This window comes from Clostridium sp. N3C, assembly GCF_900095445.1.
Lineage (GTDB): Bacteria > Bacillota > Clostridia > Clostridiales > Clostridiaceae > Clostridium_AU.
The window spans coordinates 1-23,605 of sequence record NZ_FMJL01000006.1 but is presented as its reverse complement, the minus strand read 5'-3'; the positions used below and the strand labels follow the sequence as shown (position 1 = coordinate 23,605).

Here is a 23,605-nt window from a genome sequence, read left to right as displayed (position 1 = left end):
CTGCGGGTGTAACTCAATGGTAGAGTGCCAGCCTTCCAAGCTGGTTACGAGGGTTCGATTCCCTTCACCCGCTTTTAAATATGCGTCTTTAGCTCAGCTGGATAGAGCAACGGCCTTCTAAGCCGTGGGCCAGGGGTTCGAATCCCTTAAGACGCATTTACATAAAGAGTTTTTATAGCTCATAATTTAATTGGCACCATTAGCTCAGTTGGTAGAGCACCTGACTCTTAATCAGGGTGTCCCGGGTTCGAGTCCCTGATGGTGCACTATATATGGTTCACTAGCTCAGTCGGTAGAGCACATGACTTTTAATCATGGTGTCCGGGGTTCGATTCCCCGGTGAGCCACCAACAGATATCAAAAGCTGATATCTGAAAATGTGCAGGTGTGGCGGAATTGGCAGACGCACTAGACTTAGGATCTAGCGCCATTGGCATGCAGGTTCAACTCCTGTCACCTGCACCATCTTAATAAATTTAATACAATATGCGGGAGTGACTCAATGGTAGAGTGTCACCTTGCCAAGGTGAAAGTTGCGGGTTCGAGTCCCGTCTTCCGCTTTTCAAACCCCTTGATTTTTCAAGGGTTTTTTTGATTGCATTGAAATGTGCATAATATACAATAGAATAGCATGGATACATTATTTGAGAATTTGGTTTGCTAATTTAGTTATATATGGTATTATTTGTTGTTGGATACAGTAAATTTAATAATGGTCTTGATTAAGCAAGAGAAGGAGAAGAATATTATGGATTTTATTAAAGAAAATAGTATGATATGGGATATGAAATATGAGAGCAGAAAACGATGATATTTGGTCTATTCCAGTTTCAAGTGAAACGATTGAAAATGCTAAAAAGGAGTTTTTAGTATTGGATTAACTCCTGGTAAAAACCTTCTAGCGGATTTGTTTCCAGCGGACATTAAATCAAAAAAAGTATTATGCTTAGCTAGTGGTGGTGGTCAGCAAGGAACTATTATGACTGCATTAGGTGCGAAAGTTACTGTGTTTGACAATAGTTTTAAACAATTAGAAAAAGATCAGTTTGTAGCTAAAAGCGATGGATTGACCATTAAAACCGTTTAAGGTGACATGAGAGATTTATCAGTATTTGATGATGAATATTTTTATTTTATTATTCACCCTTGGTCTAATAGTTATATTGATAACGTTCTACCTGTTTGGAAGGAATGTTCAAGGGTATTGAAAAAGAATGGTATATTAATTTCAGGTTTTGGAAATCCATTGGAATACATATTTGATTTAGGAGAATTAGAAAAAGGAAATTTTGTTATGAAACATAAGATGAATTTATATATACATCAATTGCTACAAAGGCTATAAAGCTATAGAAGAACCTACTGTTTTACCCATGTCATTGAATCACTTCAAGGATATATGCTAGATATAAGTGTTTAATCTGGAGGATATTATCAAAAGGCTTTAGTTAAATATATAAAAAACTAGATTTTTATATCTAGTTTTTTATTTTTGAAACTTCTTTTTAATTATATTCTAATTTTGCAATAACTGACCATAAGGATTTTAATACAGGTTGTACCGCCTTAGCAGTTTTATAGCTCACAGTGTTGAAATTAAAAGAAACCTTTAGCTGAATAAGTTTATATTTTAAAACCAATCCTAGAATATAAGGAAAAGGACTTTCATAAATTATAAAATAAGTCTATAATATAATAAATATTAATTAATAATGATTGGAGAATGAAATATGGAACAAAATATAAATAGCGAAATCATGGATAAATTAACAAAGGTGTGCTTGTGCAAAGCTATACCTAGATCTAAAATTAAGGCTGCTATAAGAGATGGGGCACATACCTTAAAGGAAGTGCAGAAGGCTACTGGAGCAGGTTCTGGTGGTTGTCAAGGACGTAGATGTTCACCTAAGATAGAAGAGCTTATTAAGCAGTATAAGAATGGTAAGTGGGAGTAAAATCTTTTTGATAATTATTGATTTTATGAGCTTTTTATAATATAATGACTGAGTAAACTAAATATTAGGCGCTTGTAGCTCAGTTGGATAGAGTTACGGACTTCGAATCCGGAGGTCGGAGGTTCGAATCCTCTCAGGCGCACCATAAAGAAATGATATAGCTAGATTTTTAATTTATAAATCTAGCTATATTTTTATTTTACACTTTTCTTACATATTTACGCCGACCAAAGGAACACTAAAAGTGGAGGTGATTATATGTCCACTAAAAGTGAAAAGAAAAAAAGAAATGATAATAAGAGCACTAACCCTAAAACTGCAAATCCAATAACCATGGATACGGATAATAACATGCATAAACCGGTTAGAGGTTTACCTAATAAATAAGTTAAAGGAGAGGCAGCCATTTTATTGTTGACATAAAAGGTACTCTATGGTAAGATGTTTTAAAAAGTAATATACCTTTAAATTGATCCAGAGAGGTCAAGAAGGAAGTCATATAGTTTAGAGATGTATTCTATGGTATAAGTATGCCTTCCTTTATGGAAGGCATTTTTATTGCGCCAAAATTCATCAATATGACTCTTTACCTTTAAATTTAGCCCAGAGAGGTTAAGAAGGGGAGGAATGGTTATGTTAAAAATAAAACATCTGTTAGATCCAATGGACTTTTCAGTAGAAGAATTGGATGAAATTTTTCAATTGGCAAATCAAATTATATCCAATCCACAGAAATATTCTCACATCTGTGATGGTAAGATACTAGCCACTCTTTTTTATGAACCTAGTACTAGAACAAGACTTAGCTTTGAAGCAGCTATGTTAAGATTAGGGGGAAGCGTTTTAGGTTTTTCTGAAGCTAACTCTAGCTCTGTAGCCAAAGGGGAAAGTATAGCAGATACTATAAGGGTTGTAGATTGCTATGTAGATATTGCAGTGATGAGACATTTTAAGGAAGGTGCCCCTAAAATTGCGGCACAATATTCAAGCATACCTATAATCAATGCTGGTGATGGTGGTCACCAACATCCTACTCAAACTTTAACAGATCTATTAACTATCAAAAATATTAAAGGAAGGCTTTCCGACCTCACAATAGGTGTCTGTGGAGATCTAAAGTTTGGAAGGACAGTTCATTCCTTGATAAAGGCCATGTCCAGGTATCCTAATGTAAAGTTTGTCTTAATTTCACCGGAGGAGTTAAAAGTACCTAATTATATAATTAGTGAAGTCTTAGAAAAAAACAATATTGAATATATAGAAACTAATACTATGGAAGATGTTATAGGAGAGTTGGACGTACTCTATATGACCAGAGTTCAGAGGGAACGTTTTTTTAATGAGGAAGACTATATAAGGCTTAAGGATAGCTATATTTTAGATGGTGATAAGATGAAGCTAGCTTCAGAGAATATGATAGTAATGCATCCTCTTCCAAGAGTAAATGAAATTGCTTATGAAGTGGACAATGATCCTAGGGCTCATTACTTTAAGCAGGCTAAATTTGGTATGTACGTTAGAATGGCATTGATTATTAAGTTGCTAGGATTAATGTAGGAGGATGGAAGATGATAAGTATAAACAGTATAAAAAAGGGTATAGTTATTGACCATATATCTGCAGGCTTAGGCATTGAAATATTTGATTACTTAAAGTTAAAGGGAGCAGATTATACTGTAGCCCTCATTATGAATGCTTCCAGCAAGAAAATGGGTAAAAAGGATATCATTAAAATAGAAAATGAACTTGATATAGATCTTAGGATGCTTGGCTTGATAGATCCTAATATAACAATAAACTTTATAGAAAATGAACAAATAATTAATAAAATGAAGCTAGAGATTCCTACTAAGGTAGAGAATGTTATATTCTGTAAGAACCCTAGATGTGTAACTTCTGCAGAAGAGTATATTCCACACGTATTCCACCTTGTAGATTACAAGGAGAGGTTATATCGCTGTGAATATTGTGATGACATAGTAAGGTTTAAGGATCTTTAAGGAGGAATAATGATGGAATTATTGGTAAAAGGTGCAAGGATAGTGGACTGGAGCCTAGATTTTATAGGAGATATATATATTAAAGATGAAAAGATACAGGAGATAGGAGCAGAAATAAATAGACCTGTAGAAACCATAGATGCTAAGGGTAAAGTTGTAATGCCTTCTTTTATAGATTTACACTGTCATTTTAGGGATCCAGGTTTTACTTATAAGGAGGATATAGTTAGTGGTTCAAGGGCGGCGGTAAGAGGAGGATATACTGCAGTAAATCTTATGGCTAACACTAAGCCTGTTTGCAGTTCGTTAGAAACGGTAAACTATGTTCTTGAAAAGGGTGCGGAAACGGATTTAGTGCACATACACCAGTGTATGTCCATAACAAGGGATTTAGAAGGTGTAGATCTTAGTCATTTGGAAGAACTTAAACAGCACAATGATAAGGTGAAATTCTTATCTGATGATGGTAAAGGTGTAGCTGATAGTAAGGTTATGATGGAAGCAATGCTAAAGGCAGCTAAGCTAAATTTAACAGTTATATCTCATGCGGAGAGCCCAGAGTTTAGCAATGTAGATATGAGATTAGCAGAAAACACCATGACTTGGAGAGATATATGCCTTTCAAAATATACAAATTGTAGATTGCATCTTGCCCATGTAAGTACTAAGGAAGCTATAGAGTATGTAATTGATGCTAAGAGTAAGGGCTATGAAATAAGCTGCGAAGTGACTCCTCACCATATAGCTCTTACAGATCAAATTAAGTATAGGGTTAATCCGCCACTAAGAAAAGAGGATGATGTAGAAGCTCTTATTAATGCAATAAAGAAAGGGTATGTGGATTGCATTGCTACAGACCATGCTCCTCACAGTAAGGAAGATAAGGAAAAGGGAGCACCGGGAATCAGTGGCATAGAAACTGCTTTTCCAGTTTGTTATTCTAGTCTGGTTGAAAATAATCATATCTCCTTAAATATGTTATCGGAGTTAATGTCTAAGAAACCAGCAGAAATAATGGGATTGAAAAAAGGGAAGATTCAAATTGGATATGATGGGGATCTGGTAATAGTAGACATAGATAATTCTTATTATATAGATGTAAATGATTTTGAATCTAAAGGGAAAAATAGTCCTTTCCAAGGATATAAGGTTAAAGGAAAGGTTTTATATACAATTAAAGGTGGACGAGTTGTTTATAAGGATTAAATGATAAAAAGGAGCGGTGGTTGTAATTATGATTATTGATAAGTTATATGAGAGAGTGAAAGAAAGGGGAGTTGTTTGCGTAGGATTGGATACGGATTACGGCTATCTACCAGAGTCTTTTGCAAATAACTTTGAAAATATAGGAGAGGCAGTTTTTCACTTTAATAAAAGAATAATTGATGCAACTTTAGATATAGCAGCTTGTTTTAAGGTTCAAATAGCTTATTATGAAGCTTATGGTCTTAAGGGCATGGAAGCCTATGCCAAAACCTTAAAATATTTAAAAGAAAAGGATGCTGTAGTTATAGCAGACGTAAAAAGAGGTGATATAGCAAAAACTGCAGAAATGTACGCTAAAGCCCATTTTGAAGGAGATTTTGAAAGTGACTTTATAACATTAAATCCTTACATGGGCATGGACACTATAGAACCTTTCTTACCATATTTAAAGAACAAAGAAAAAGGAATATTTGCTCTTGTTAGAACCTCAAATCCAGGTTCAGAGGATATACAGTATATAAATAGTAGGGAAGATAGAAGAATTTATAACATAGTAGGAAATAAGATCAATAGTTTAGGAAAGGAATATAGAGGCCTTTGCGGCTATAGTTCTATAGGAGCAGTGGTAGGCTGCACCTATAGTTATGAGGCGGAAGAAATAAGAAAACAATTAGATAGCACCTTCTTCTTGATTCCAGGCTATGGTGCTCAGGGAGGTAAGGCTAAGGATGTGGCTCTTTACCTTAAGGATGGTAATGGTGGTGTAGTAAATTCATCTAGAGCTATATTACTAGCTTATAGAAAAAATGAAAATGGTGAAAAAGAATTTGATCTATGGGCTAGAGAAGAAGCAATTAGAATGAGAGATGAAATCTCAGATGCATGTAGAAAGGCAAAGGAGGTTACTTGCTAATGCCTCAGTATAAAAAAGCTAAAATTATTAGCAATGAGAAGATAGTGAACGGAATTTACAAGATGGCAGTAGAAGCAGAAATAAAGGAAGATATAAAACCAGGACAGTTTTTTATGTTGAGATCTTGGCAAGATGAGCCAGTGCTTTGGAGACCTATCAGTATATGCGAAGTTAAAGAAGGTGCTTTAGTATTCCTTTATGCGGCGGTAGGAAGAGGGACAGAAAGGTTAACAGAGCTAAAAAAAGATGAAGAGTTACAAGTTATGGGACCTTTAGGCAACGGGTTTGACTTAAGAAATATACAGGGGAAGGTAGCCTTGATAGCTGGTGGAATAGGTATAGCACCTATGGTGGAACTGAGTAAAAGAATTAAAAATGCAGAGCTTGATTTATATGCTGGATTTCGAAAGGATATATATGCTGTAGAAGATATAAAACCATATGTTAACAAGGTCTATATATCCACAGAGGATGGAAGTGTGGGACATAAGGGCTATGTAACTGAAATTTTTGATGCTTCAGCCTATGATTTGGTATTGTGCTGTGGTCCGGAAGTAATGATGGAAAAGGTTGTTAAGGAATGTTTAGAAAAGGATATAAAAATATATGTGTCTATGGAAAAGCATATGGCTTGCGGTATAGGTGCTTGTTTGGTTTGCACTTGCAAGACCAAAGAAGGTAATAAAAGAACCTGTAAAGAAGGACCAGTATTTGATGGTGAATCTTTAGTAATTTGAATAGGAGGAGCTTATGTTAACTAGAGAAATTTGTGGTGTTAAATTTAAAAATCCTGTGATAGCGGCTTCTGGTACCTTCGGATTTGGAAAAGAATATTCAGAGTTCTATGATGTTTCTTTATTAGGAGGCATTTGCACAAAGGGGTTAACCTTATATCCTAAAGAGGGAAATGACGGCATTAGAGTTGTGGAAACTCGAGGAGGAATCTTAAATAGTGTAGGCTTACAAAATCCTGGTATAGATAATTTTATACAGAAAGAACTACCATACATGGAAAGTTTACAGACTAATATTATTGCTAATGTAGGTGGCAACAATATTGAGCAATATATGGAGGCGGTAGAAAAGCTAAATGATACCTGCGTACATATGATAGAGCTAAATATTTCTTGTCCAAATGTAAAGACTGGTGGTATGGCCTTTGGAATTAAGTGTGAAGATGCCTATGAGGTAGTTAGCAAGGTAAAATCCGTATGTAAAAAGCCTCTTATAGTAAAACTTTCCCCTAATGCTGAAGATATTGTAGCTATGGCGGTAAAATGTAGAGAAGCAGGGGCAGATGCCTTATCCTTAATTAATACTATTAAGGCTATGGCTATAGATGTGAGAAAAAGAAAACCAGTTTTTGAAAATGTTACGGCTGGTTTGTCCGGTCCAGCTGTAAAACCTATAGCTTTAAGAATGGTATATGAGGTATGTAAAGCGGTAGACATACCGGTAATAGGTATGGGAGGAATAATGACAGGACAGGATGCCCTTGAATTTATTATGGCTGGAGCCACAGCGGTACAGATAGGAACAGCAAATTTTATACAACCGGATATAGGAATTAAGATAATTGAAGAGATACAGGAATTTATGATTGAGGAAGGTATTAAGTGTATAGATGAAATAGTGGGAGTAGCTTCCTTGTAATTTAGTATAATTAATTATTTAAAATTAAATGGAGGGTTTAGTATGGTTATTGAAACACTTAAGGAATGTGAAGCTTTATTGGAGGGACATTTTCTTTTATCCAGTGGAAGACATAGTAATAGATACTGCCAATGCGCAAAATTATTGCAGTATCCAGATAAGGCAGCTAAAGTTTTGGCGGTGGTGGCAGAGCAGCTTAAGAAAGTAGAATTTGATAAAGTAGTAGGACCTGCTATGGGTGGAATAATTGTAGCCTATGAAATAGGAAGACAGACTGGAAAGCCTGCTATCTTCACTGAAAGAGAAGATGGCAAAATGACTTTAAGAAGAGGTTTTGAAATTAAACCTGGGGAAAAGGTTATTATTACAGAGGATGTAGTTACTACAGGTAAATCTGCTTTAGAGGCTATAGAAGTAGTAAAGAGCTTAGGAGGAATAGTGGTAGGTATAGCTTGTATTGTAGATAGGGGTACTTGTAAGCTTGAATATCCAATTTATAGTTGTACTAAAATGAATATTGAAAGTTATGATAAGGATGAATGTCCATTATGTAAGGAAAATATACCTTACGTTAAACCAGGAAGTAGAAATATTAAATAATATATTATCATTGCAAAGGGATTCAATGAATTTGAATCTCTTTATTTTTGCATGAAAATAAGGAGTATACAATGATAGTGTAAGTAATAGGTCCTGTCAGAATATTTGCTAATATAGATAAAATAACGATAATATCGTATTTAAATGCTATTGACAGAAAGGAAAATCTATGATAAATTTTGTATAAATATTAGTTTGTTATGAATAAATATTCAGAGGATTTGGGAGGATGTATAGTCATGGATGGAATAGTTTATCTAGAAGATGGTTCTATTTATAAGGGTAAAGGTTTTGGGAAAAAAGGTGTTTCTGTTGGCGAAATAGTATTTAATACATCTGCAACAGGATATCAAGAGATTCTGACGGATCCTACCAATGCTGGGACTATTATAACTATGACCTATCCTGTAATAGGAGGAATCGGCGTTAATAGCATAGAAAACGAATCTAGCAACATATATGCAAAAGGATTTATAGTAAAGGGGCTTTCAACAATAAGCTCTAATTACTTAATGGAAAAAGATTTAGAAGATTTCCTTATAGAAAAGGGAGTTGTAGGAGTTGCTGGTGTGGATACCAGAAGTATTACTAGAAAAATAAGAAGTAAAGGAACAATGAAATGTGTCATTGCAAATATAGATATATCTACCGATGAGCTTAAGAAAATAATAGAAGAAGAAAAAGAAAAGGAAGAAAACTTTGTTAAGGAAGTAAGTACAAAAAAATATGTGCATATTCCAGGAACGGGCACAAAAGTTGCTGTGGTAGACTTTGGAGTGAAAAATAGCATTATTAAAAGTTTGAAAGATAGGGACTGTGATATAACTATAGTTCCATACAACACAAGTTATAAGGAACTAAGAAATTTAAATCCTGACGGTGTTTTACTTAGCAATGGTCCAGGAAATCCTAAGTTAGTTCCTGAAGGAATAGAGTTAACTAAGCATCTTCTAGGAAAGTTACCGATCTTTGGTATAGGACTAGGACATCAGATTTTAGCTTTAGCTCTTGGAGCAGATATCTATAAGATGAAATGTGGACATAGAGGTTTAAACCACGGGATATATGATTTTGAAAGAGATAAAGCTTATATAACTTCTCAAAATCATAGTTACGCTGTAAAGGACCAAGATTTGGATAAACTAGGCATTATCGTTACTCATAAAAATTTAAATGATGGCTCTGTAGAGGGATTAAAACATAAGTATTACCCTGTGTTTTCTGTGCAATTTAGTCCAGAAGGGGCACCAGGGCCTACTGATATGGAATATATATTTGATAAATTTATTGATATTTGTGTTGGAAAAGAGGTAAAGTATGGGGCTTGATAAATCATTAAAAAAAGTTTTAATTATTGGTTCAGGACCAATTGTAATAGGGCAGGCGGCAGAATTTGATTATTCTGGTACTCAAGCTTGCAAGTCATTGAAGGAAGAAGGAATAGAAACTATACTATTAAACAGCAATCCGGCTACAATCATGACAGATACAAATATTGCAGACAAGGTATATATTGAACCTATAAACCTAGAAACTATAGTAGCCATATTGGAAAAGGAAAGACCACAAGGAATTTTAGCAGGCTTTGGAGGTCAAACTGCCTTAAATGTAGCTATGCAGTTAAAAAAAGAAGGCATATTAGATAAATATAATGTAAGACTTTTAGGTATTAACAGCGAATCTATAAAGAAGGCTGAGGATAGAGAAGCCTTTAAGGATTTAATGATGGAAATAGGACAACCAGTTCCTCAAAGTATAATAGCTACTAATTTAGAGCAATGTTTTGATTTTGTTAAGAAGGTTGGTTTTCCCGTAATAATCCGTCCAGCCTATACATTAGGTGGTACTGGTGGTGGTATAGCTGAAAATATGGAAGAACTAAAAGAGATCTGCAGCAGAGGCATAGAGATGAGCCCCATTGGCCAAATTCTTTTGGAACAGAGTGTGGCTGGTTGGAAGGAAATAGAGTATGAGGTTATGAGAGATGGAAAGGACAACTGCATTATTATATGTAGTATGGAGAATATAGATCCAGTAGGTATTCATACCGGCGATAGTATTGTAGTTGCTCCAACTCAAACTTTAACGGATAAAGAATATCAAATGCTTAGAAATGCTTGCGTTGATATAATAAGAAGCTTAGAAATTGAAGGAGGCTGCAATATCCAATTTGCCTTGGATCCTAAGAGTAGTAATTATGTAGTTATAGAGGTTAATCCAAGAGTAAGCCGTTCCAGTGCTTTAGCTTCAAAGGCTACAGGCTATCCTATAGCTAAAATAGCCTCTAAAATTGCCATTGGCTATAGTTTAGACGAACTTACAAATAGTGTTACAGGAGCTTCTAGTGCATATTTTGAGCCTACTATAGACTATGTGGTTATTAAAATTCCAAAGTGGCCTTTTGATAAGTTTTCTACTGCTGAAAGAAGTCTAGGCACTCAAATGAAGGCCACAGGAGAGGTTATGGCCATAAACAGAAGCTTTGAAGGAGCACTTTTGAAAGCTATTAGTTCTCTAGAAGGTATGCCAAAGGGATTAAGATATAAAAAGCTTCATGAAATCAAAAATGATGAACTACTTAAAAAGCTAGAAGCTCAAGATGATGAAAGAATTTTTGTATTGGCAGAGGCTTTAAGAAGGGGAGAAAGTGAGGAAAACCTTCACAATTATACAAAGATAGACCCTCTATTTATTAGGGCTATTAAAAATATTGTTGATATGGAAAAAAGTCTTGCTAATTATAAGGAAAAAAGTCAAGTTATTTATGATGCTCAAGCCATGGGATTTACTGACGAAGAAATTTGCGATTTAACAGGCTTAGATTATGAAGGTTTGAAAAAAATAAGAAGCAACAAGGAAATCTTCCCCGTGTACAAGATGGTAGATACTTGCGGTGGAGAATTTGAAGCTAACACCCCTTATTACTATTCTTGCTACGATGAAGAAGATGAAGTGCTAGTATCGGATAATAAGAAGATTCTAGTAATTGGATCTGGTCCTATAAGAATAGGTCAAGGTATAGAGTTTGATTATTGTTGTGTACATGGGGTTTGGGCTTTAAAGGAAGCTGGTTATGAAGCTATAATAGTAAATAATAATCCAGAGACAGTAAGTACAGATTTTGATACTTCTGATAAATTATATTTTGAACCTTTATATATAGATGATGTTATGAATATTATTAAGAAGGAAAAGCCTGAGGGAGTAATTGTTCAATTTGGTGGTCAAACCGCTCTTAATTTATCAGAAAAGCTTAATAGCAGAGGGGTAAAAATAATAGGAACTCCTTTTGAATCTATTGACTTAGCAGAAGATAGAGAAAAGTTTAGATTGCTACTAGAGAAGTTGAACATTCCAAGTCCTAAGGGTGAGGCGGTAAGTTCAGTAGAAGAAGCAAAAGAAAAGGCTGAGAATTTAGGCTATCCAGTAGTGGTACGTCCATCCTATGTAATAGGTGGTAGGGCAATGGAGGTAGTGTATGATTCTAATTCTCTAGAAAGATATATGAAGGAAGCTCTATCATTAAAAAATGGTCATGTAATATTAATGGACAAATACATTAGAGGTACTGAAATAGAAGTTGATGCTTTATGTGATGGCGAAGATATTTTAATTCCAGGTATAATGGAACATGTGGAAAGGACAGGAGTTCATTCCGGAGATAGCATAACAGTATATCCTTCCATTACTTTAAAGGACGAGGTTATTAATAAATTAAAGGAGTATACCTTGAAAATTGCTAAAGAGTTGAAGGTAATAGGTCTAATAAATATTCAATATGTCTTTGACGGGGAAAGGGTCTATGTAATAGAAGTAAACCCAAGGGCCTCCAGAACCGTACCTATTTTAAGTAAGGTAGCTGGAGTGCCAATGGTATCTATAGCTGTACAATTAATGCTAGGAAAGAAATTAAAAGACCTAGAATATGGAACAGGCTTGAAAGAAAAAAGAAATCTTTATGCGGTCAAAGTTCCAGTGTTCTCTGGAGAAAAGTTGGCAGATGTTGATATGTATTTAGGACCGGAAATGAAGTCTACTGGTGAAGTGTTAGGTGTAGATGGAGATTTAGAAAAGGCCATATATAAAGGGTTTACTGCTGCAGGTACTAAGATCTTAACAGAAGGTAGTATTTATGTATCCTTAAAAGAGGTTGACAAGGCAGAAATCTTTGAGCTTATAAAAGAAGTTGAAGCTATGGGGTTTGAAATATATGGTTCAGAAGGTACAGCTAAATATCTTGAAAGTAAGGATATAAAATGCAAGGCTCTAAATGGTGAAGAAGTAATAGATTATATTTCTCAAGGTAAGATTCAAATAGTATTAAACACACCTACCAAAGGAAATAATATTGAAACTAAGGGCTTCAAAGTAAGGCGTAAAGCAGCGGAGCATAGGGTACCTACTTTCACTTGTATCGATACTTTTAAGTGCTATTTGAAGGCTGTTAAAATTAAGAAGTCTGGTGTAATTGTGGAACCTAAGGCAATGTCAGAGTATTAATTATAATAAAAATAAAGAAGAGTTTTTTACAGCCATACTGTGAAAAAATTGAATTTATAAAATAAAAGATTCAGATAAGCTGAATCTTTTATTTTATTTAGCTGAATAATAATGAATAAGATTACTTTACATAAAATATATTTTAGAAAAGTAAATTATACTAAATTTAGGCTTTGCGAAACCTTGTAAATTACTACTATTTTTTTCTTAAAATTATTTGATGAGTAATATATTTTCATTTATAATATTAATGATATAATATGTTGGGGATTAAACTTTTGCTAAATTATATCGTACATTTAAATAGATAGGGTGAATATTAATTGTTGTTAGGAGGAGAATGATTTGGCTAAGCCAAGTATATTCAGCAGCGAATATGAAAAAAAGATGAGAGCAAGAAAGAGAAGGAGAGTAATAATAGTTCTTTGTCTAGTTATTGGCGGGGCATATTTTTTGTTCACATCTACCTATAATAAGTGGCAAAAACAGCATGTTAGTGAGTTAGAAAAAAAGCAGGAAGAAAGTGGGTATTTAAGTAATAAAGATTCAAGTGATAAGAAAAATAAAGACAAAGATAAAATAGATGATACTAAAAAGAAGGAAACAATAGTTGAAGATAAGGTGATGAAGCTTACCTTAGATAATAATAAAACGTATCAGATAATATATACTGAATCTGATAATAAAAAGGTTATTAAAAATTTGATAGCAGAAGATAATTCTATCTTTTCTTTTAACATTAATCCAGATGGCAGCAAAGTGGTTATATTGGATGAAAATCAGGATTTATATGTAGCAGATTTAGAAGGAAATAAAAAGAATATCACAAAGCCAGAGTATATTACAACAAAGGGAAAGGTTATACCTAAGGCTCAGCAACTTCAGTATCATCCAGATTTTATATGGCACTCTTCTCCAAAGTTTATAAACAATGATACCATTGTTTATATATCACATTTACCTTTTTTTAATACAAAACTAACGGTGTATAAGGTAAATATAGACAATGGAACTCATGATAGAATATTACCTTATTACGGTAAAGAGGTAAACTTTGAGAATTTAGAGGAAAAGGGACTCAAAGTTAATATAGATGGAGTTGTTAGATACATAAGTAGTGACGGAAAATTTGTTGAGTAATTTAGTTGAAAAGTATTTTATAGTGAACTTATTTTTGTCATATGGAATATTATTAACACTTTATGGCAAAAATTTATTAAGGATTGAAGAAAATACGATATAGAGGTATAATATTGCTTAAAAATGTTATATTTTATTTGCCTAAAATTTTTAAAATATGATATAATATCTTAGTTAAAAAATCTAGTTTTTAAAAGGTTTTATGGAATTAGGAGGAAGAATCGTGATGAACATCAAATTCGAAAAAGTTGAAAAAAACACTGTAAAGTTAGAAGTGACAGTGGAAGCAGAAAAGTTCAATGAAGCATTAAAGAAGGCTTATGAAAAGAATAAAAGCAAATACAACATTCCAGGTTTCAGAAAAGGTAAGGCTCCAATGAACCTTATAACTAAAATGTATGGCGAAGGTGTATTTTATGAAGATGCAATAAATATTTGTATTGAGGATACATATCCTAAAGCTTTAGAAGAGCACGACATACATCCTGTAGATTATCCAGAAATCGATATAGTAGAAATAGGTTCAGGAAAAGACTTAGTTTATACTGCAAAAGTTGTAACAATGCCTGAAGTAGAATTAGGAGAATATAAGGGACTTGAAGTTAAGAAGGTTGAGTATCCTGTAACAGATGAAGACGTGATGGAACAATTAAAGTCCATTCAGGAAAGAAATGCTAGAATAGAAACAAAGGCTGAAGGCACTGTAGAAAATGGAGATATAGCTGTTATCGATTTTAAAGGCTATATAGATGGAGTTGCCTTTGAAGGTGGAGAAGGAAAGAACTTTTCATTGGAAATCGGATCAAAAAGCTTCATAGACAATTTTGAAGAACAGCTTATAGGTGCAGCAGTAGGTGAAAAGAGAGAGGTTAAGGTTACTTTCCCTGAAGAGTATGGAAGAGAAGATTTAAATGGTAAAGCTGCTGTTTTCGAAGTTACTGTTAACGAAATTAAAGTAAAAGAATTGCCTGCATTAGACGATGAACTTGCTAAGGACGTTTCAGAGTTTGATACATTAGAAGAATTAAAGAATGATATAAAGACAAAGATGGAAAAAGCAAATGAAGAAAAAGCAAAGAGAGAACTTGAAGAAGAAGTTATTTTAGCTGCTTGCGATAATGCTAAAATTGATATTCCTGAAGTTATGATAGATAAAGAAATTGATGGTATGTTAAAAGATATGGAAGCAAGACTTAAGTATCAAGGATTAGATTTAGAAACATATTATCAATATACTGGTAGCAATGAAACTAAGATGAGAGAATTCATGAGAGAAAGCGCTGTTAAGAAAATTAAGTCAGACTTAGTTCTTGCTGAAATAGCAAAGGTTGAAAAAATTGAAGTAACAGAAGAAGAATTAAAGGCTAAGGCTGAAGAGATTGCTAAGCAGTATGGTCAAGAGGATATAGAAAAGACTGTAGACTTCCTTCTAAAGGTTCAAGGCCAATACTTAAAGATAGATGTTACTAACGAAAAGGTAATAAAGTTACTAGTTGACAATTGTAAGACTGTTGCATAAAAAAGTTAGAATTATAATTGCCAGAACAATTTCTGGTAATTATAATTTGGAAAATATAAGGTCAAAATAGTAATGCTAGCATATACTTTATATTGAGCACAAAAGATTCCTTAGTTAATTAGGATAGATTTGTAGAGAAAGATTGAATATTAGGTAATAGGAGGGAGTTATATGAGTTTAGTACCAGTAGTAGTTGAACAGACTAATAGAGGTGAAAGATCCTACGACATTTACTCCAGATTGTTAAAAGACAGAATTATAATGCTTAGTGATGAAGTTAACGATGTAACTGCAAGTTTAGTAGTTGCTCAGTTATTGTTTTTAGAAAGTGAAGATCCTGATAAGGATATTTATTTATACATAAACAGCCCAGGAGGATCTATAACTTCTGGAATGGCTATTTATGACACAATGCAGTATATTAAGCCTGATGTTAGCACTATTTGTATAGGAATGGCTGCTTCTATGGGAGCTTTCTTGTTGGCTGCAGGAGCTAAAGGTAAAAGATTTGCTCTACCTAATAGCGAGATTATGATACATCAGCCTTTAGGTGGATTCCAAGGTCAGGCTACTGATATAGATATTCATGCTAAAAGAATTTTAAGAATGAAGGATACTTTAAATAAAATATTAAGCGAAAGAACCGGCCAGCCATTGGAGAAGATAAAGCAAGATGTTGAAAGAGATTATTTCATGACAGCAAATGAAGCAATGGAATATGGCCTTATAGATAGAGTATTAACTAAGAATAATATATCCAATGAAAGCAAATAGTATAATTATACTTCCGTATTAGTTGTGGGGATGTTTGGCGCAATATCCATTAGCGAGGTGTTTAGATGGTTAAATATGATGATAAAAAGCAACTTAAGTGTTCCTTTTGTGGTAAAAATCAGGATCAGGTTAGGAGACTTATAGCAGGCCCAGGGGTCTATATCTGTGATGAATGTATTGAATTATGTTCAGAAATTATTGCAGACGAATTTGAAGACAATATTCAATTAGATGTTAATACATTACCAAAGCCAGTAGAGATAAAAAACTATCTTGATCAATATGTTATAGGACAGGATGATGCTAAGAAGGCTTTGGCGGTAGCAGTTTATAATCATTACAAGAGAATTAACAGCAACAAAAATGATGGTGATGTAGAATTACAAAAAAGTAATATTCTATTATTAGGACCTACTGGTTCAGGAAAGACCCTTCTTGCGCAAACCTTGGCAAAATTTCTCAATGTACCCTTTGCCATTGCTGATGCTACAACTTTAACTGAGGCAGGATATGTTGGTGAAGACGTAGAAAATATACTTTTAAAGCTAATTCAAAATGCAGATTATGATATTGAAAGGGCAGAAAAAGGTATAATTTACATTGACGAAATTGACAAGATAGCAAGAAAATCTGAAAATCCGTCTATAACAAGGGATGTTTCTGGAGAGGGAGTACAGCAGGCTCTTTTAAAGATTTTAGAAGGAACTATAGCTTCTGTACCACCACAGGGAGGTAGAAAGCATCCGCATCAAGAGTTTATACAAATAAATACAACTAATATTTTATTTATTTGTGGTGGTGCTTTTGATGGTATAGAGAAAATAATAGAAAAAAGAACAAGAAAGAGTTCTATAGGTTTTGGGGCAGAAATTCAGACTAAGGCCGATAAGGATATAGGTAAAATGCTAAAGGAAATTTTACCAGGAGATTTATTAAAGTTCGGTCTCATTCCTGAATTTATAGGAAGAATTCCTATTGTAGTTACTTTAGATTCTTTAGATAAGAATGCTTTAGTAAATATACTAACACAACCTAAAAATGCCCTAATAAAACAATATAAAAAGTTATTTGAAATGGATAATGTAGAGTTAGAGTTTACTGATGATGCAGTAGAGGCAATTGCTGAATTAGCATTAGAGAGAAGCACAGGAGCCAGAGGTTTGAGGGCTATTATTGAAGATGTGATGAAGGATATCATGTTTGAAATACCTTCTAATGAACAGATTTCAAAAGTAATAGTAACCAAGGAAACCTTAAGCACTAAACAACCTCAAGTAGAATTAACGGAAGGCCAAAAAAGATTACCTATAAAATCTAAGAAAACTAAGAGCCGAAAGGGCATTGAAACAGCATAATTTAAGAGCATGGATTTCCATGCTCTTGAATTTTTATGGGTAAGAATATAAAACGTAACTATGGTAAATAATAGAGATATAAGTTCAAAATAAGAAAATTATAAGTAAAATGGAAAGGAAGGTATAAGGCTTTACTCCTCAGTTTAAAGCCTAAGGGGGAAATGATTAATATTTTAATTATTGTTCAATTCTTTTTTACCATAGTTACAGGGGTATATTTTTTAAATGCCTTAAAAGGACAGACTTCAAATAAAGTGCTAATAGATAAAGAAAATAAAAAAGAAATGGAAAAGCTGAGAAAAATGCGAGCTTTAAGTTTAACAGATCCCTTAACTGAAAAAAGTAGACCTACAAGCTATAAGGAAATTATAGGCCAGGAAGATGGGATAAAAGCTCTTAAATCTGCATTATGCGGAAAAAATCCTCAACATGTAATTATATATGGTCCGCCGGGGGTAGGGAAAACTGCTGCAGCACGATTGGTGTTGGAGTATGCTAAAAAACAAGCAGAATCACCTTTTACCAAGGATAGTAAGTTTGTGGAGATAGATGCAACCACAATTAGGTATGATGAGAGAGGTATTGCGGATCCCCTTATAGGCTCTGTACATGATCCTATATATCAAGGAGCTGGAGCCCTAGGCATAGCAGGAATTCCTCAACCCAAACCTGGTGCCGTAACAAAGGCACATGGAGGTATCTTATTTATAGATGAAATAGGAGAATTACAACCTATAGTATTAAATAAGCTGTTAAAGGTTTTGGAGGATAGAAAAGTATTTTTAGATAGCGCCTATTACAGTTCCGAAGATCCTAACATACCACCTTATATAAAGGAGATTTTTGAAAATGGTCTTCCTGCAGATTTTAGATTAATAGGTGCTACCACTAGAAGTCCAGAAGAAATTTCTCCTGCAATTCGTTCAAGATGCATAGAAATATTTTTTAAGGCCTTGCAGTGTGAGGATATAATGATCATTGCAAAAAATGCTGTTAAGAAATTAGATTTAGATGTGGAGGAAAAGGCACTTTATTTAATAGGAAAATACTGTACCAACGGAAGAGAAGCAGTTAACTTAGTACAATTAGCTGCAGGAGTTGCTTTAAATGATGGTCGTAAGATTATAAATATAGATGATATTCAATGGGCTGTAGAAAATGGAGCTTATACACCTAGAATTGAAAAAAGCATTAAAGAAAAGCCTAAGATTGGATATGTTAATGGTTTAGCTGTATATGGGGCCAATATAGGAGCAATCATGGAGATAGAGGCTGCCGCTAAAAAAGTAAAATTTAACAAAGGTAAAATAAAGGTTACTGGTATTGTAGAAGAGGAGCAAATTAATTCTATAGATAGAAAGATAATAAGAAAGAGCAATGCAAAATGTTCTGTAGAAAATGCACTTACGGTTTTGACAAATATATTTGATATAGATTGTGAAGAATATGATATACATATAAACTTTCCAGGTGGGGTACCAGTAGATGGACCTTCTGCTGGCATAAGTATCACCAGTGCTATTTACAGCGCAATTAAGAGGTTGCCTATAAGCAATAAGATAGCTATGACAGGTGAAATATCCTTGCATGGAGAAGTAAAGGCTGTTGGCGGGATAAATGCTAAAATAGCTGCTGCTAGGAAGGCAGGAGTAAAAAAAGTTATTATACCAAAAGAAAATTGGGTAGATAGGCATAATGAATTTAAGGACATTGAGATTATAGCGGTAAGTCATATAAAGGAAGTAATACCTTTTGTCTTCGAAAATAATGAATCTGATAATGAAATTAGCATTGAAAAGGATAATAATGTAGGAATAAAATCAGCACAACCTAATATTCTATAGAATAGAAATAAATTAATAGCTATAGTTGCATATTTGTAAATAAGCTTGCGCTACCGCAAGCTTATTTATTCTTAAAAGAAGGATTTGGAGCTTCTTTTGAATTATAGGCTTCTAATAGGCAATCAACATTGATTATTACTTATATATTATTGACTATTAAGTGAAATTAATATTAAATATAATTAAAGCCGTAAAATTCCTACTTTATGGCTAGGATACACTTGAAAATTTGCGTAGAAGAAAGTGAGGGGTAGGTTGGTTATGGAAAATGAAAATAGAGAGTTACCTCTTATACCCTTAAGAGGACTTACAATATTTCCATATATGGTTTTACATTTCGATGTTGGTAGAGATAAGTCCATACAAGCTTTAGAAGAAGCTATGTTAAATGGACAGGAAATATTTCTTATAGCTCAGAAAGATGCGAAAATTGAAGAGCCGGATAAAGATGATATATTTGAAATAGGTACCTTGTGTAATATTAAGCAACTTTTAAGGTTGCCTGGAGATACAGTTAGAGTATTAGTTGAAGGTAAAAGTAGAGCTAAGATTGTAAATTATATTCAAGAAGATCCATTTTTTAGAGTGGAAGTTGAGGTGCTTCAGGAGTCTGAGTGCGTTCAAGATCATAAGTGTGAAGCTCTAGTTAGAAAAATTAAGGAGGCTTTCGATGAATATGTAAAGCTTTCTGGAACTATGCCTAGTGAGGTTCTTATTACCTTAGATGATATAGAGAGTCCAGGAAGGCTGTCAGATATAGTCTCCTCTTATTTAATGCTAAAACAAGAAAAGAAGCAGGAACTATTGGAGGCCATTGATGTAAATGAAAGGCTTGAAAAGTTACTTGTTATTATAAACAATGAAATTGAAATCTTAAATTTGGAGAAAAAAATAGGAGTTAGAGTAAAGAAAAAAATTGATAAGGTACAAAAGGAGTACTACTTAAGAGAGCAGTTAAAGGCTATTCAAGAGGAATTAGGGGAAGATGATGAGGATCAAAAGGAGATAAAAAAATATAAACAAAGAATCAATAAGGCAAAGTTACCTAAAGCTGTAAAGGAAAAGGCCTTATATGAATTAGATAGGCTTGGCAATATGGGAGGATATTCTGCAGAAGGTAATGTTATAAGAACTTACCTTGATTGGGTTTTGGATTTACCTTGGAATACAGAAACTAAGGACAATTATGATATAAAGAAGGCTAGAGAAATATTAGAAGCTGAACATTATGGCTTGAAGGATGTTAAGGATAGAATAATAGAGTATCTAGCAGTTAAAAAAATGAGTAAATCATTAAAGGGACCTATACTATGCTTAGTTGGTCCTCCAGGAGTAGGAAAGACCTCTATTGCCCGTTCTGTAGCTCATGCTTTGAACAGAAACTTTGTGAGAATGTCTCTTGGTGGAGTAAGGGATGAAGCTGAAATAAGAGGTCATAGAAAGACTTATGTAGGAGCAATACCTGGTAGAATAATATATGGTATGAAACAGGCTAAGTCAAAGAATCCTTTATTTTTGTTAGATGAAATTGATAAGATGAGTAATGATTTTAGAGGAGACCCAGCGGATGCATTGTTAGAGGTATTAGATCCAGAGCAAAATAGCACCTTTAGAGATCATTATTTGGAATTAGAGATGGATTTGTCTAATGTAATGTTTATTACTACTGCCAATACTCTAGATACTATACCAAGACCTTTGCTTGATAGAATGGAAGTTATAGAGGTTTCAGGTTATACCTATGAGGAGAAATTACATATTGCTAAGAGACATTTAATACCTAAGGTATTAAAGGAGCATAATGTTGAAGAAGGTGTTATATCAATTTCTGATTCTTGTATTTCTTCAATTATAGAGGGTTATACACTGGAATCTGGAGTAAGAGACTTAGAAAGAAGAATTGGAGCTGTAGTAAGAAAATCCATAGCGGATATGCTTGAAAATGGAAAGAAATCCATTAATATAACAGTTAACCATCTAAAGAAGTATTTAGGAAGTCCTATATATACTTATGATAAAGTAGATAAAGAAGATAAAATAGGTGTAGTTATGGGAATGGCTTGGACAGCTTATGGTGGAGATACCTTACCAGTAGAAGCAACTATAATGGAGGGTTCAGGAAAATTAGAGCTAACAGGAAAGCTTGGAGAGGTTATGCAGGAATCCGCCAGGGCTGCATACAGCTATGTGAGGGCGCATGCTAATGAATATAACATAAATCCTGATTTTTATAAGGATAAAGATATACATATTCATGTTCCTGAAGGAGCGGTACCTAAGGATGGACCTTCCGCTGGAGTTACTCTTGTAACAGCACTGGTTTCAGCTTTAGGGGAAAGAAAGGTAAAACATAATGTAGCCATGACTGGAGAAATAACCTTAACCGGTAGAGTATTGCCTATAGGAGGTTTAAAAGAGAAAACATTAGCCGCTTTCAGAGCTGGTATTGATACGGTAATAATCCCTGAGGCTAATAAAAAGGACATGGAGAAGATACCAGATAGTATAAAGAAAAAAGTAAAGTTTATACTAGCCTCAAAAATAGATGATGTATTAAAGAATGCACTAATGGAGGAAAATAAATAATGGAAATTAAGAAGGCAGAATTTATAATATCCGCTGCCAGTAGAAGTCAATATCCCCAAGATGGTAGGGTAGAAGTAGCTTTTGTAGGACGTTCTAATGTAGGTAAATCATCAATAATAAATGCTTTAACTAATAGAAAATCCTTAGCCAAGGTTGGTAATACTCCTGGTAAAACTAGATTAATTAATTTCTTTTTAATAAACGATGATTTCTATTTGGTGGATTTACCAGGATACGGTTATGCTAAAGTGTCTAAGGGTGAAAAGGAAAAGTGGGGTAGACTTATGGAGGATTATCTTACTGGCAGGGAGACATTAAAAAAAGTAGTACTGTTAGTAGATAGTAGACATAAACCTACGGAAGATGATGTAATGATGATAGAATGGATAAGATATCATGGATATGATATCCAGGTTATTGCTACAAAGGCTGATAAAATTTCTAGGAATGAAATGCAAAAAAATAAAAAAATAATTAAGGAAACCCTTAAAGTAAGAGATGAGGAATTATTCTTTTTCTCTTCTACTAAAAGGGAAGGTAAGGAAGAGCTAATTAATAAACTTTTTGATGATTTATCAGCAAATAATAACATTGCAGAACCAATGGAAAGTTAAATACAACTTTTCTTAGAGCTTAGGAGTTGTCTCGGAAGAGGCTACTCCTTTTTTTACTTCTAACCTTTTACTTTTAGTGTCAATTTATAAATGAAAGAATAGTATATATTATGAATACGGAAGCGGCAATAGTAATGGGGAGGAAGTGAAAATGGATGAGCGGCATATTATCAGAGTTATCCTCAAGCTTTTGCGGAGGAAAGAGCTGTGATAAAAATAAGGGAGGCAATGATGTATTAAATAGCGGTATTTTTATATGGATAGCTCTGGCTGTATTGTTATGCATGTGCCGAGGAGGAAGTAGCTTTGGCGGTTTTGTAGTAAACCCCTGTTGCAAGTCTAAGGAACATAGTGGGTCTTCTAAAGGTAAAGGAGTAATTGTTTTCCTAATCCTTCTGTTTCTTCTTTTTGCAGGAAATGGAGATGGCTTAGCTGGTAATCAGGGAAATGTAAATACTAATATTATAAATGTTGGAACATCAGATGAAAACTGTGATGATGATTATTATGAAGAGTGTAGCTGCAATAGTAGTAAGTGTTGAATAGAGTGAAAAACATAGACTATAAGGAGGATAGTATATGGAACTTGGCAGATTCAAGCTTCCCAAGAGCACTAATAATTTTCTTATTTGGGCGTTGATAGCTATAATTGTTTTTGGCTTTGGAAAACCATCTAGTATTCTTGGGTTAAGTTATGGTAATACAGAGGATAATAAGAATCAAGGAGGCAGTAAAAAACGTTGCTCAGGAGGAAAAGATAGTACATTACCAGCTCTTAGAGGAGGATTAGTTCCTTTTGCTGGACCAATGAAATTTAATAATTTTTTAGGTGGCAATGGATTATTTATTTTGGCAGTAGTAGCCCTATTGTTACTATGCAAAGATGATAAAAAATCTAATGATAAGAAATAGTAAAGGGGATGAGGAAGAGCTTAATAGTATAAAA

Annotated in this window: 22 protein-coding genes and 7 tRNA genes; all 29 read left to right on the top strand. The window is 33.8% G+C overall.

The window, feature by feature from the left end; all coding sequences use genetic code 11:
- Positions 1-2: 2 nt before the first annotated feature.
- The 29 genes from N3C_RS03835 (at position 3) to N3C_RS03700 (ending at position 23,571) form a co-directional block, all read left to right on the top strand.
- Positions 3-73: transfer RNA gene (locus tag N3C_RS03835), tRNA-Gly, on the top strand.
- A gap of 9 nt (positions 74-82) precedes the next feature.
- Positions 83-156, top strand: a tRNA-Arg gene (locus N3C_RS03830).
- 37 nt (positions 157-193) lie between these two features.
- A tRNA-Lys gene (locus tag N3C_RS03825) sits at positions 194-266 on the top strand.
- Between the two features lie 8 nt (positions 267-274).
- A tRNA-Lys gene (locus tag N3C_RS03820) sits at positions 275-350 on the top strand.
- Between the two features lie 31 nt (positions 351-381).
- Positions 382-465, top strand: a tRNA-Leu gene (locus N3C_RS03815).
- A gap of 23 nt (positions 466-488) precedes the next feature.
- Positions 489-560: transfer RNA gene (locus N3C_RS03810), tRNA-Gly, on the top strand.
- A 347-nt stretch (positions 561-907) separates the two neighbouring features.
- Entirely contained in the window at positions 908-1,087 is a 180-nt protein-coding gene (locus N3C_RS15245) for a hypothetical protein (protein ID WP_074364758.1), read from the top strand.
- 6 nt (positions 1,088-1,093) lie between these two features.
- Positions 1,094-1,345, top strand: coding sequence for a methyltransferase domain-containing protein (locus N3C_RS15240; protein ID WP_074364757.1), 252 nt, complete (start codon positions 1,094-1,096; stop codon positions 1,343-1,345).
- A gap of 385 nt (positions 1,346-1,730) precedes the next feature.
- Positions 1,731-1,955, top strand: a complete 225-nt coding sequence (locus N3C_RS03795; protein WP_074364756.1) for a (2Fe-2S)-binding protein — start codon at positions 1,731-1,733, stop codon at positions 1,953-1,955.
- Between the two features lie 68 nt (positions 1,956-2,023).
- Positions 2,024-2,100 (top strand) — tRNA-Arg (locus N3C_RS03790).
- A 113-nt stretch (positions 2,101-2,213) separates the two neighbouring features.
- The gene (locus N3C_RS15385) at positions 2,214-2,342 is read left to right on the top strand and encodes a hypothetical protein (protein WP_278281008.1); all 129 of its coding nucleotides are present in this window, start codon (positions 2,214-2,216) and stop codon (positions 2,340-2,342) included.
- A gap of 246 nt (positions 2,343-2,588) precedes the next feature.
- Positions 2,589-3,512, top strand: coding sequence for an aspartate carbamoyltransferase (pyrB, locus tag N3C_RS03785; protein ID WP_074364755.1), 924 nt, complete (start codon positions 2,589-2,591; stop codon positions 3,510-3,512).
- 11 nt (positions 3,513-3,523) lie between these two features.
- Positions 3,524-3,955, top strand: a complete 432-nt coding sequence (locus tag N3C_RS03780) for an aspartate carbamoyltransferase regulatory subunit (RefSeq protein WP_074364754.1) — start codon at positions 3,524-3,526, stop codon at positions 3,953-3,955.
- Between the two features lie 9 nt (positions 3,956-3,964).
- Entirely contained in the window at positions 3,965-5,161 is a 1,197-nt protein-coding gene (locus N3C_RS03775; protein ID WP_178377759.1) for a dihydroorotase, read from the top strand.
- A gap of 28 nt (positions 5,162-5,189) precedes the next feature.
- Positions 5,190-6,074, top strand: coding sequence for an orotidine-5'-phosphate decarboxylase (gene pyrF / locus N3C_RS03770; protein WP_074364752.1), 885 nt, complete (start codon positions 5,190-5,192; stop codon positions 6,072-6,074).
- Positions 6,074-6,811 (top strand): dihydroorotate dehydrogenase electron transfer subunit, encoded by a 738-nt coding sequence (locus N3C_RS03765; protein ID WP_074364751.1) that lies wholly within the window; start codon positions 6,074-6,076, stop codon positions 6,809-6,811. Before pyrF ends, N3C_RS03765 begins: the two co-directional genes overlap by 1 nt.
- Positions 6,812-6,824: 13 nt before the next feature.
- Positions 6,825-7,727 carry a dihydroorotate dehydrogenase gene (locus N3C_RS03760; RefSeq protein ID WP_074364750.1) on the top strand — a complete coding sequence of 301 codons (903 nt, stop codon included), beginning with the start codon at positions 6,825-6,827 and terminating at the stop codon, positions 7,725-7,727.
- A 42-nt stretch (positions 7,728-7,769) separates the two neighbouring features.
- The gene (gene pyrE / locus N3C_RS03755; protein ID WP_074364749.1) at positions 7,770-8,327 is read left to right on the top strand and encodes an orotate phosphoribosyltransferase; all 558 of its coding nucleotides are present in this window, start codon (positions 7,770-7,772) and stop codon (positions 8,325-8,327) included.
- Positions 8,328-8,566: 239 nt separating this feature from the next.
- Positions 8,567-9,655: a glutamine-hydrolyzing carbamoyl-phosphate synthase small subunit gene (gene carA / locus N3C_RS03750; RefSeq protein ID WP_074364748.1), complete on the top strand. Its 1,089-nt coding sequence runs from the start codon at positions 8,567-8,569 to the stop codon at positions 9,653-9,655.
- Positions 9,645-12,827, top strand: a complete 3,183-nt coding sequence (gene carB, locus N3C_RS03745) for a carbamoyl-phosphate synthase large subunit (RefSeq protein ID WP_074364747.1) — start codon at positions 9,645-9,647, stop codon at positions 12,825-12,827. The genes carA and carB overlap by 11 nt, the downstream gene beginning before the upstream one ends.
- A 345-nt stretch (positions 12,828-13,172) precedes the next feature.
- A complete protein-coding gene (locus tag N3C_RS03740; protein ID WP_074364746.1) occupies positions 13,173-13,967 on the top strand; it encodes a hypothetical protein in 795 nt (264 codons plus the stop codon).
- Between the two features lie 226 nt (positions 13,968-14,193).
- Positions 14,194-15,486: a trigger factor gene (tig, locus tag N3C_RS03735; protein WP_074364745.1), complete on the top strand. Its 1,293-nt coding sequence runs from the start codon at positions 14,194-14,196 to the stop codon at positions 15,484-15,486.
- Positions 15,487-15,657: 171 nt separating this feature from the next.
- Positions 15,658-16,260: an ATP-dependent Clp endopeptidase proteolytic subunit ClpP gene (clpP, locus tag N3C_RS03730; protein WP_074364744.1), complete on the top strand. Its 603-nt coding sequence runs from the start codon at positions 15,658-15,660 to the stop codon at positions 16,258-16,260.
- Between the two features lie 65 nt (positions 16,261-16,325).
- The gene (gene clpX, locus N3C_RS03725; RefSeq protein WP_074364743.1) at positions 16,326-17,615 is read left to right on the top strand and encodes an ATP-dependent Clp protease ATP-binding subunit ClpX; all 1,290 of its coding nucleotides are present in this window, start codon (positions 16,326-16,328) and stop codon (positions 17,613-17,615) included.
- Between the two features lie 161 nt (positions 17,616-17,776).
- Positions 17,777-19,459 (top strand): ATP-dependent protease LonB, encoded by a 1,683-nt coding sequence (gene lonB / locus N3C_RS03720; RefSeq protein ID WP_074364742.1) that lies wholly within the window; start codon positions 17,777-17,779, stop codon positions 19,457-19,459.
- A gap of 261 nt (positions 19,460-19,720) precedes the next feature.
- Positions 19,721-22,045, top strand: coding sequence for an endopeptidase La (lon, locus tag N3C_RS03715; RefSeq protein ID WP_074364741.1), 2,325 nt, complete (start codon positions 19,721-19,723; stop codon positions 22,043-22,045).
- Complete coding sequence (gene yihA / locus N3C_RS03710; RefSeq protein ID WP_074364740.1) at positions 22,045-22,659, top strand: ribosome biogenesis GTP-binding protein YihA/YsxC; 615 nt, start codon at positions 22,045-22,047, stop codon at positions 22,657-22,659. The genes lon and yihA overlap by 1 nt, the downstream gene beginning before the upstream one ends.
- 155 nt (positions 22,660-22,814) lie before the next feature.
- Positions 22,815-23,201 carry a hypothetical protein gene (locus N3C_RS03705; RefSeq protein WP_074364739.1) on the top strand — a complete coding sequence of 129 codons (387 nt, stop codon included), beginning with the start codon at positions 22,815-22,817 and terminating at the stop codon, positions 23,199-23,201.
- A 37-nt stretch (positions 23,202-23,238) separates the two neighbouring features.
- A complete protein-coding gene (locus N3C_RS03700) occupies positions 23,239-23,571 on the top strand; it encodes a hypothetical protein (RefSeq protein ID WP_074364738.1) in 333 nt (110 codons plus the stop codon).
- Positions 23,572-23,605 lie beyond the last annotated feature (34 nt).

Bases quoted from the DNA above. Each gene is read 5' to 3' on its own strand.
- N3C_RS15385 (WP_278281008.1), top strand. From the start codon at position 2,214: ATGTCCACTAAAAGTGAAAAGAAAAAAAGAAATGATAATAAGAGCACT.
- carA (WP_074364748.1), top strand. From the start codon at position 8,567: ATGGATGGAATAGTTTATCTAGAAGATGGTTCTATTTATAAGGGTAAA.
- clpP (WP_074364744.1), top strand. From the start codon at position 15,658: ATGAGTTTAGTACCAGTAGTAGTTGAACAGACTAATAGAGGTGAAAGA.
- yihA (WP_074364740.1), top strand. From the start codon at position 22,045: ATGGAAATTAAGAAGGCAGAATTTATAATATCCGCTGCCAGTAGAAGT.
- N3C_RS15240 (WP_074364757.1), top strand. From the start codon at position 1,094: ATGAGAGATTTATCAGTATTTGATGATGAATATTTTTATTTTATTATT.
- N3C_RS03705 (WP_074364739.1), top strand. From the start codon at position 22,815: ATGAGCGGCATATTATCAGAGTTATCCTCAAGCTTTTGCGGAGGAAAG.
- carB (WP_074364747.1), top strand. From the start codon at position 9,645: ATGGGGCTTGATAAATCATTAAAAAAAGTTTTAATTATTGGTTCAGGA.
- tig (WP_074364745.1), top strand. From the start codon at position 14,194: ATGAACATCAAATTCGAAAAAGTTGAAAAAAACACTGTAAAGTTAGAA.
- N3C_RS03760 (WP_074364750.1), top strand. From the start codon at position 6,825: ATGTTAACTAGAGAAATTTGTGGTGTTAAATTTAAAAATCCTGTGATA.
- pyrE (WP_074364749.1), top strand. From the start codon at position 7,770: ATGGTTATTGAAACACTTAAGGAATGTGAAGCTTTATTGGAGGGACAT.
- N3C_RS03765 (WP_074364751.1), top strand. From the start codon at position 6,074: ATGCCTCAGTATAAAAAAGCTAAAATTATTAGCAATGAGAAGATAGTG.
- lonB (WP_074364742.1), top strand. From the start codon at position 17,777: ATGATTAATATTTTAATTATTGTTCAATTCTTTTTTACCATAGTTACA.
- clpX (WP_074364743.1), top strand. From the start codon at position 16,326: ATGGTTAAATATGATGATAAAAAGCAACTTAAGTGTTCCTTTTGTGGT.
- N3C_RS03795 (WP_074364756.1), top strand. From the start codon at position 1,731: ATGGAACAAAATATAAATAGCGAAATCATGGATAAATTAACAAAGGTG.
- pyrB (WP_074364755.1), top strand. From the start codon at position 2,589: ATGTTAAAAATAAAACATCTGTTAGATCCAATGGACTTTTCAGTAGAA.
- N3C_RS03700 (WP_074364738.1), top strand. From the start codon at position 23,239: ATGGAACTTGGCAGATTCAAGCTTCCCAAGAGCACTAATAATTTTCTT.
- pyrF (WP_074364752.1), top strand. From the start codon at position 5,190: ATGATTATTGATAAGTTATATGAGAGAGTGAAAGAAAGGGGAGTTGTT.
- N3C_RS03780 (WP_074364754.1), top strand. From the start codon at position 3,524: ATGATAAGTATAAACAGTATAAAAAAGGGTATAGTTATTGACCATATA.
- lon (WP_074364741.1), top strand. From the start codon at position 19,721: ATGGAAAATGAAAATAGAGAGTTACCTCTTATACCCTTAAGAGGACTT.
- N3C_RS03775 (WP_178377759.1), top strand. From the start codon at position 3,965: ATGATGGAATTATTGGTAAAAGGTGCAAGGATAGTGGACTGGAGCCTA.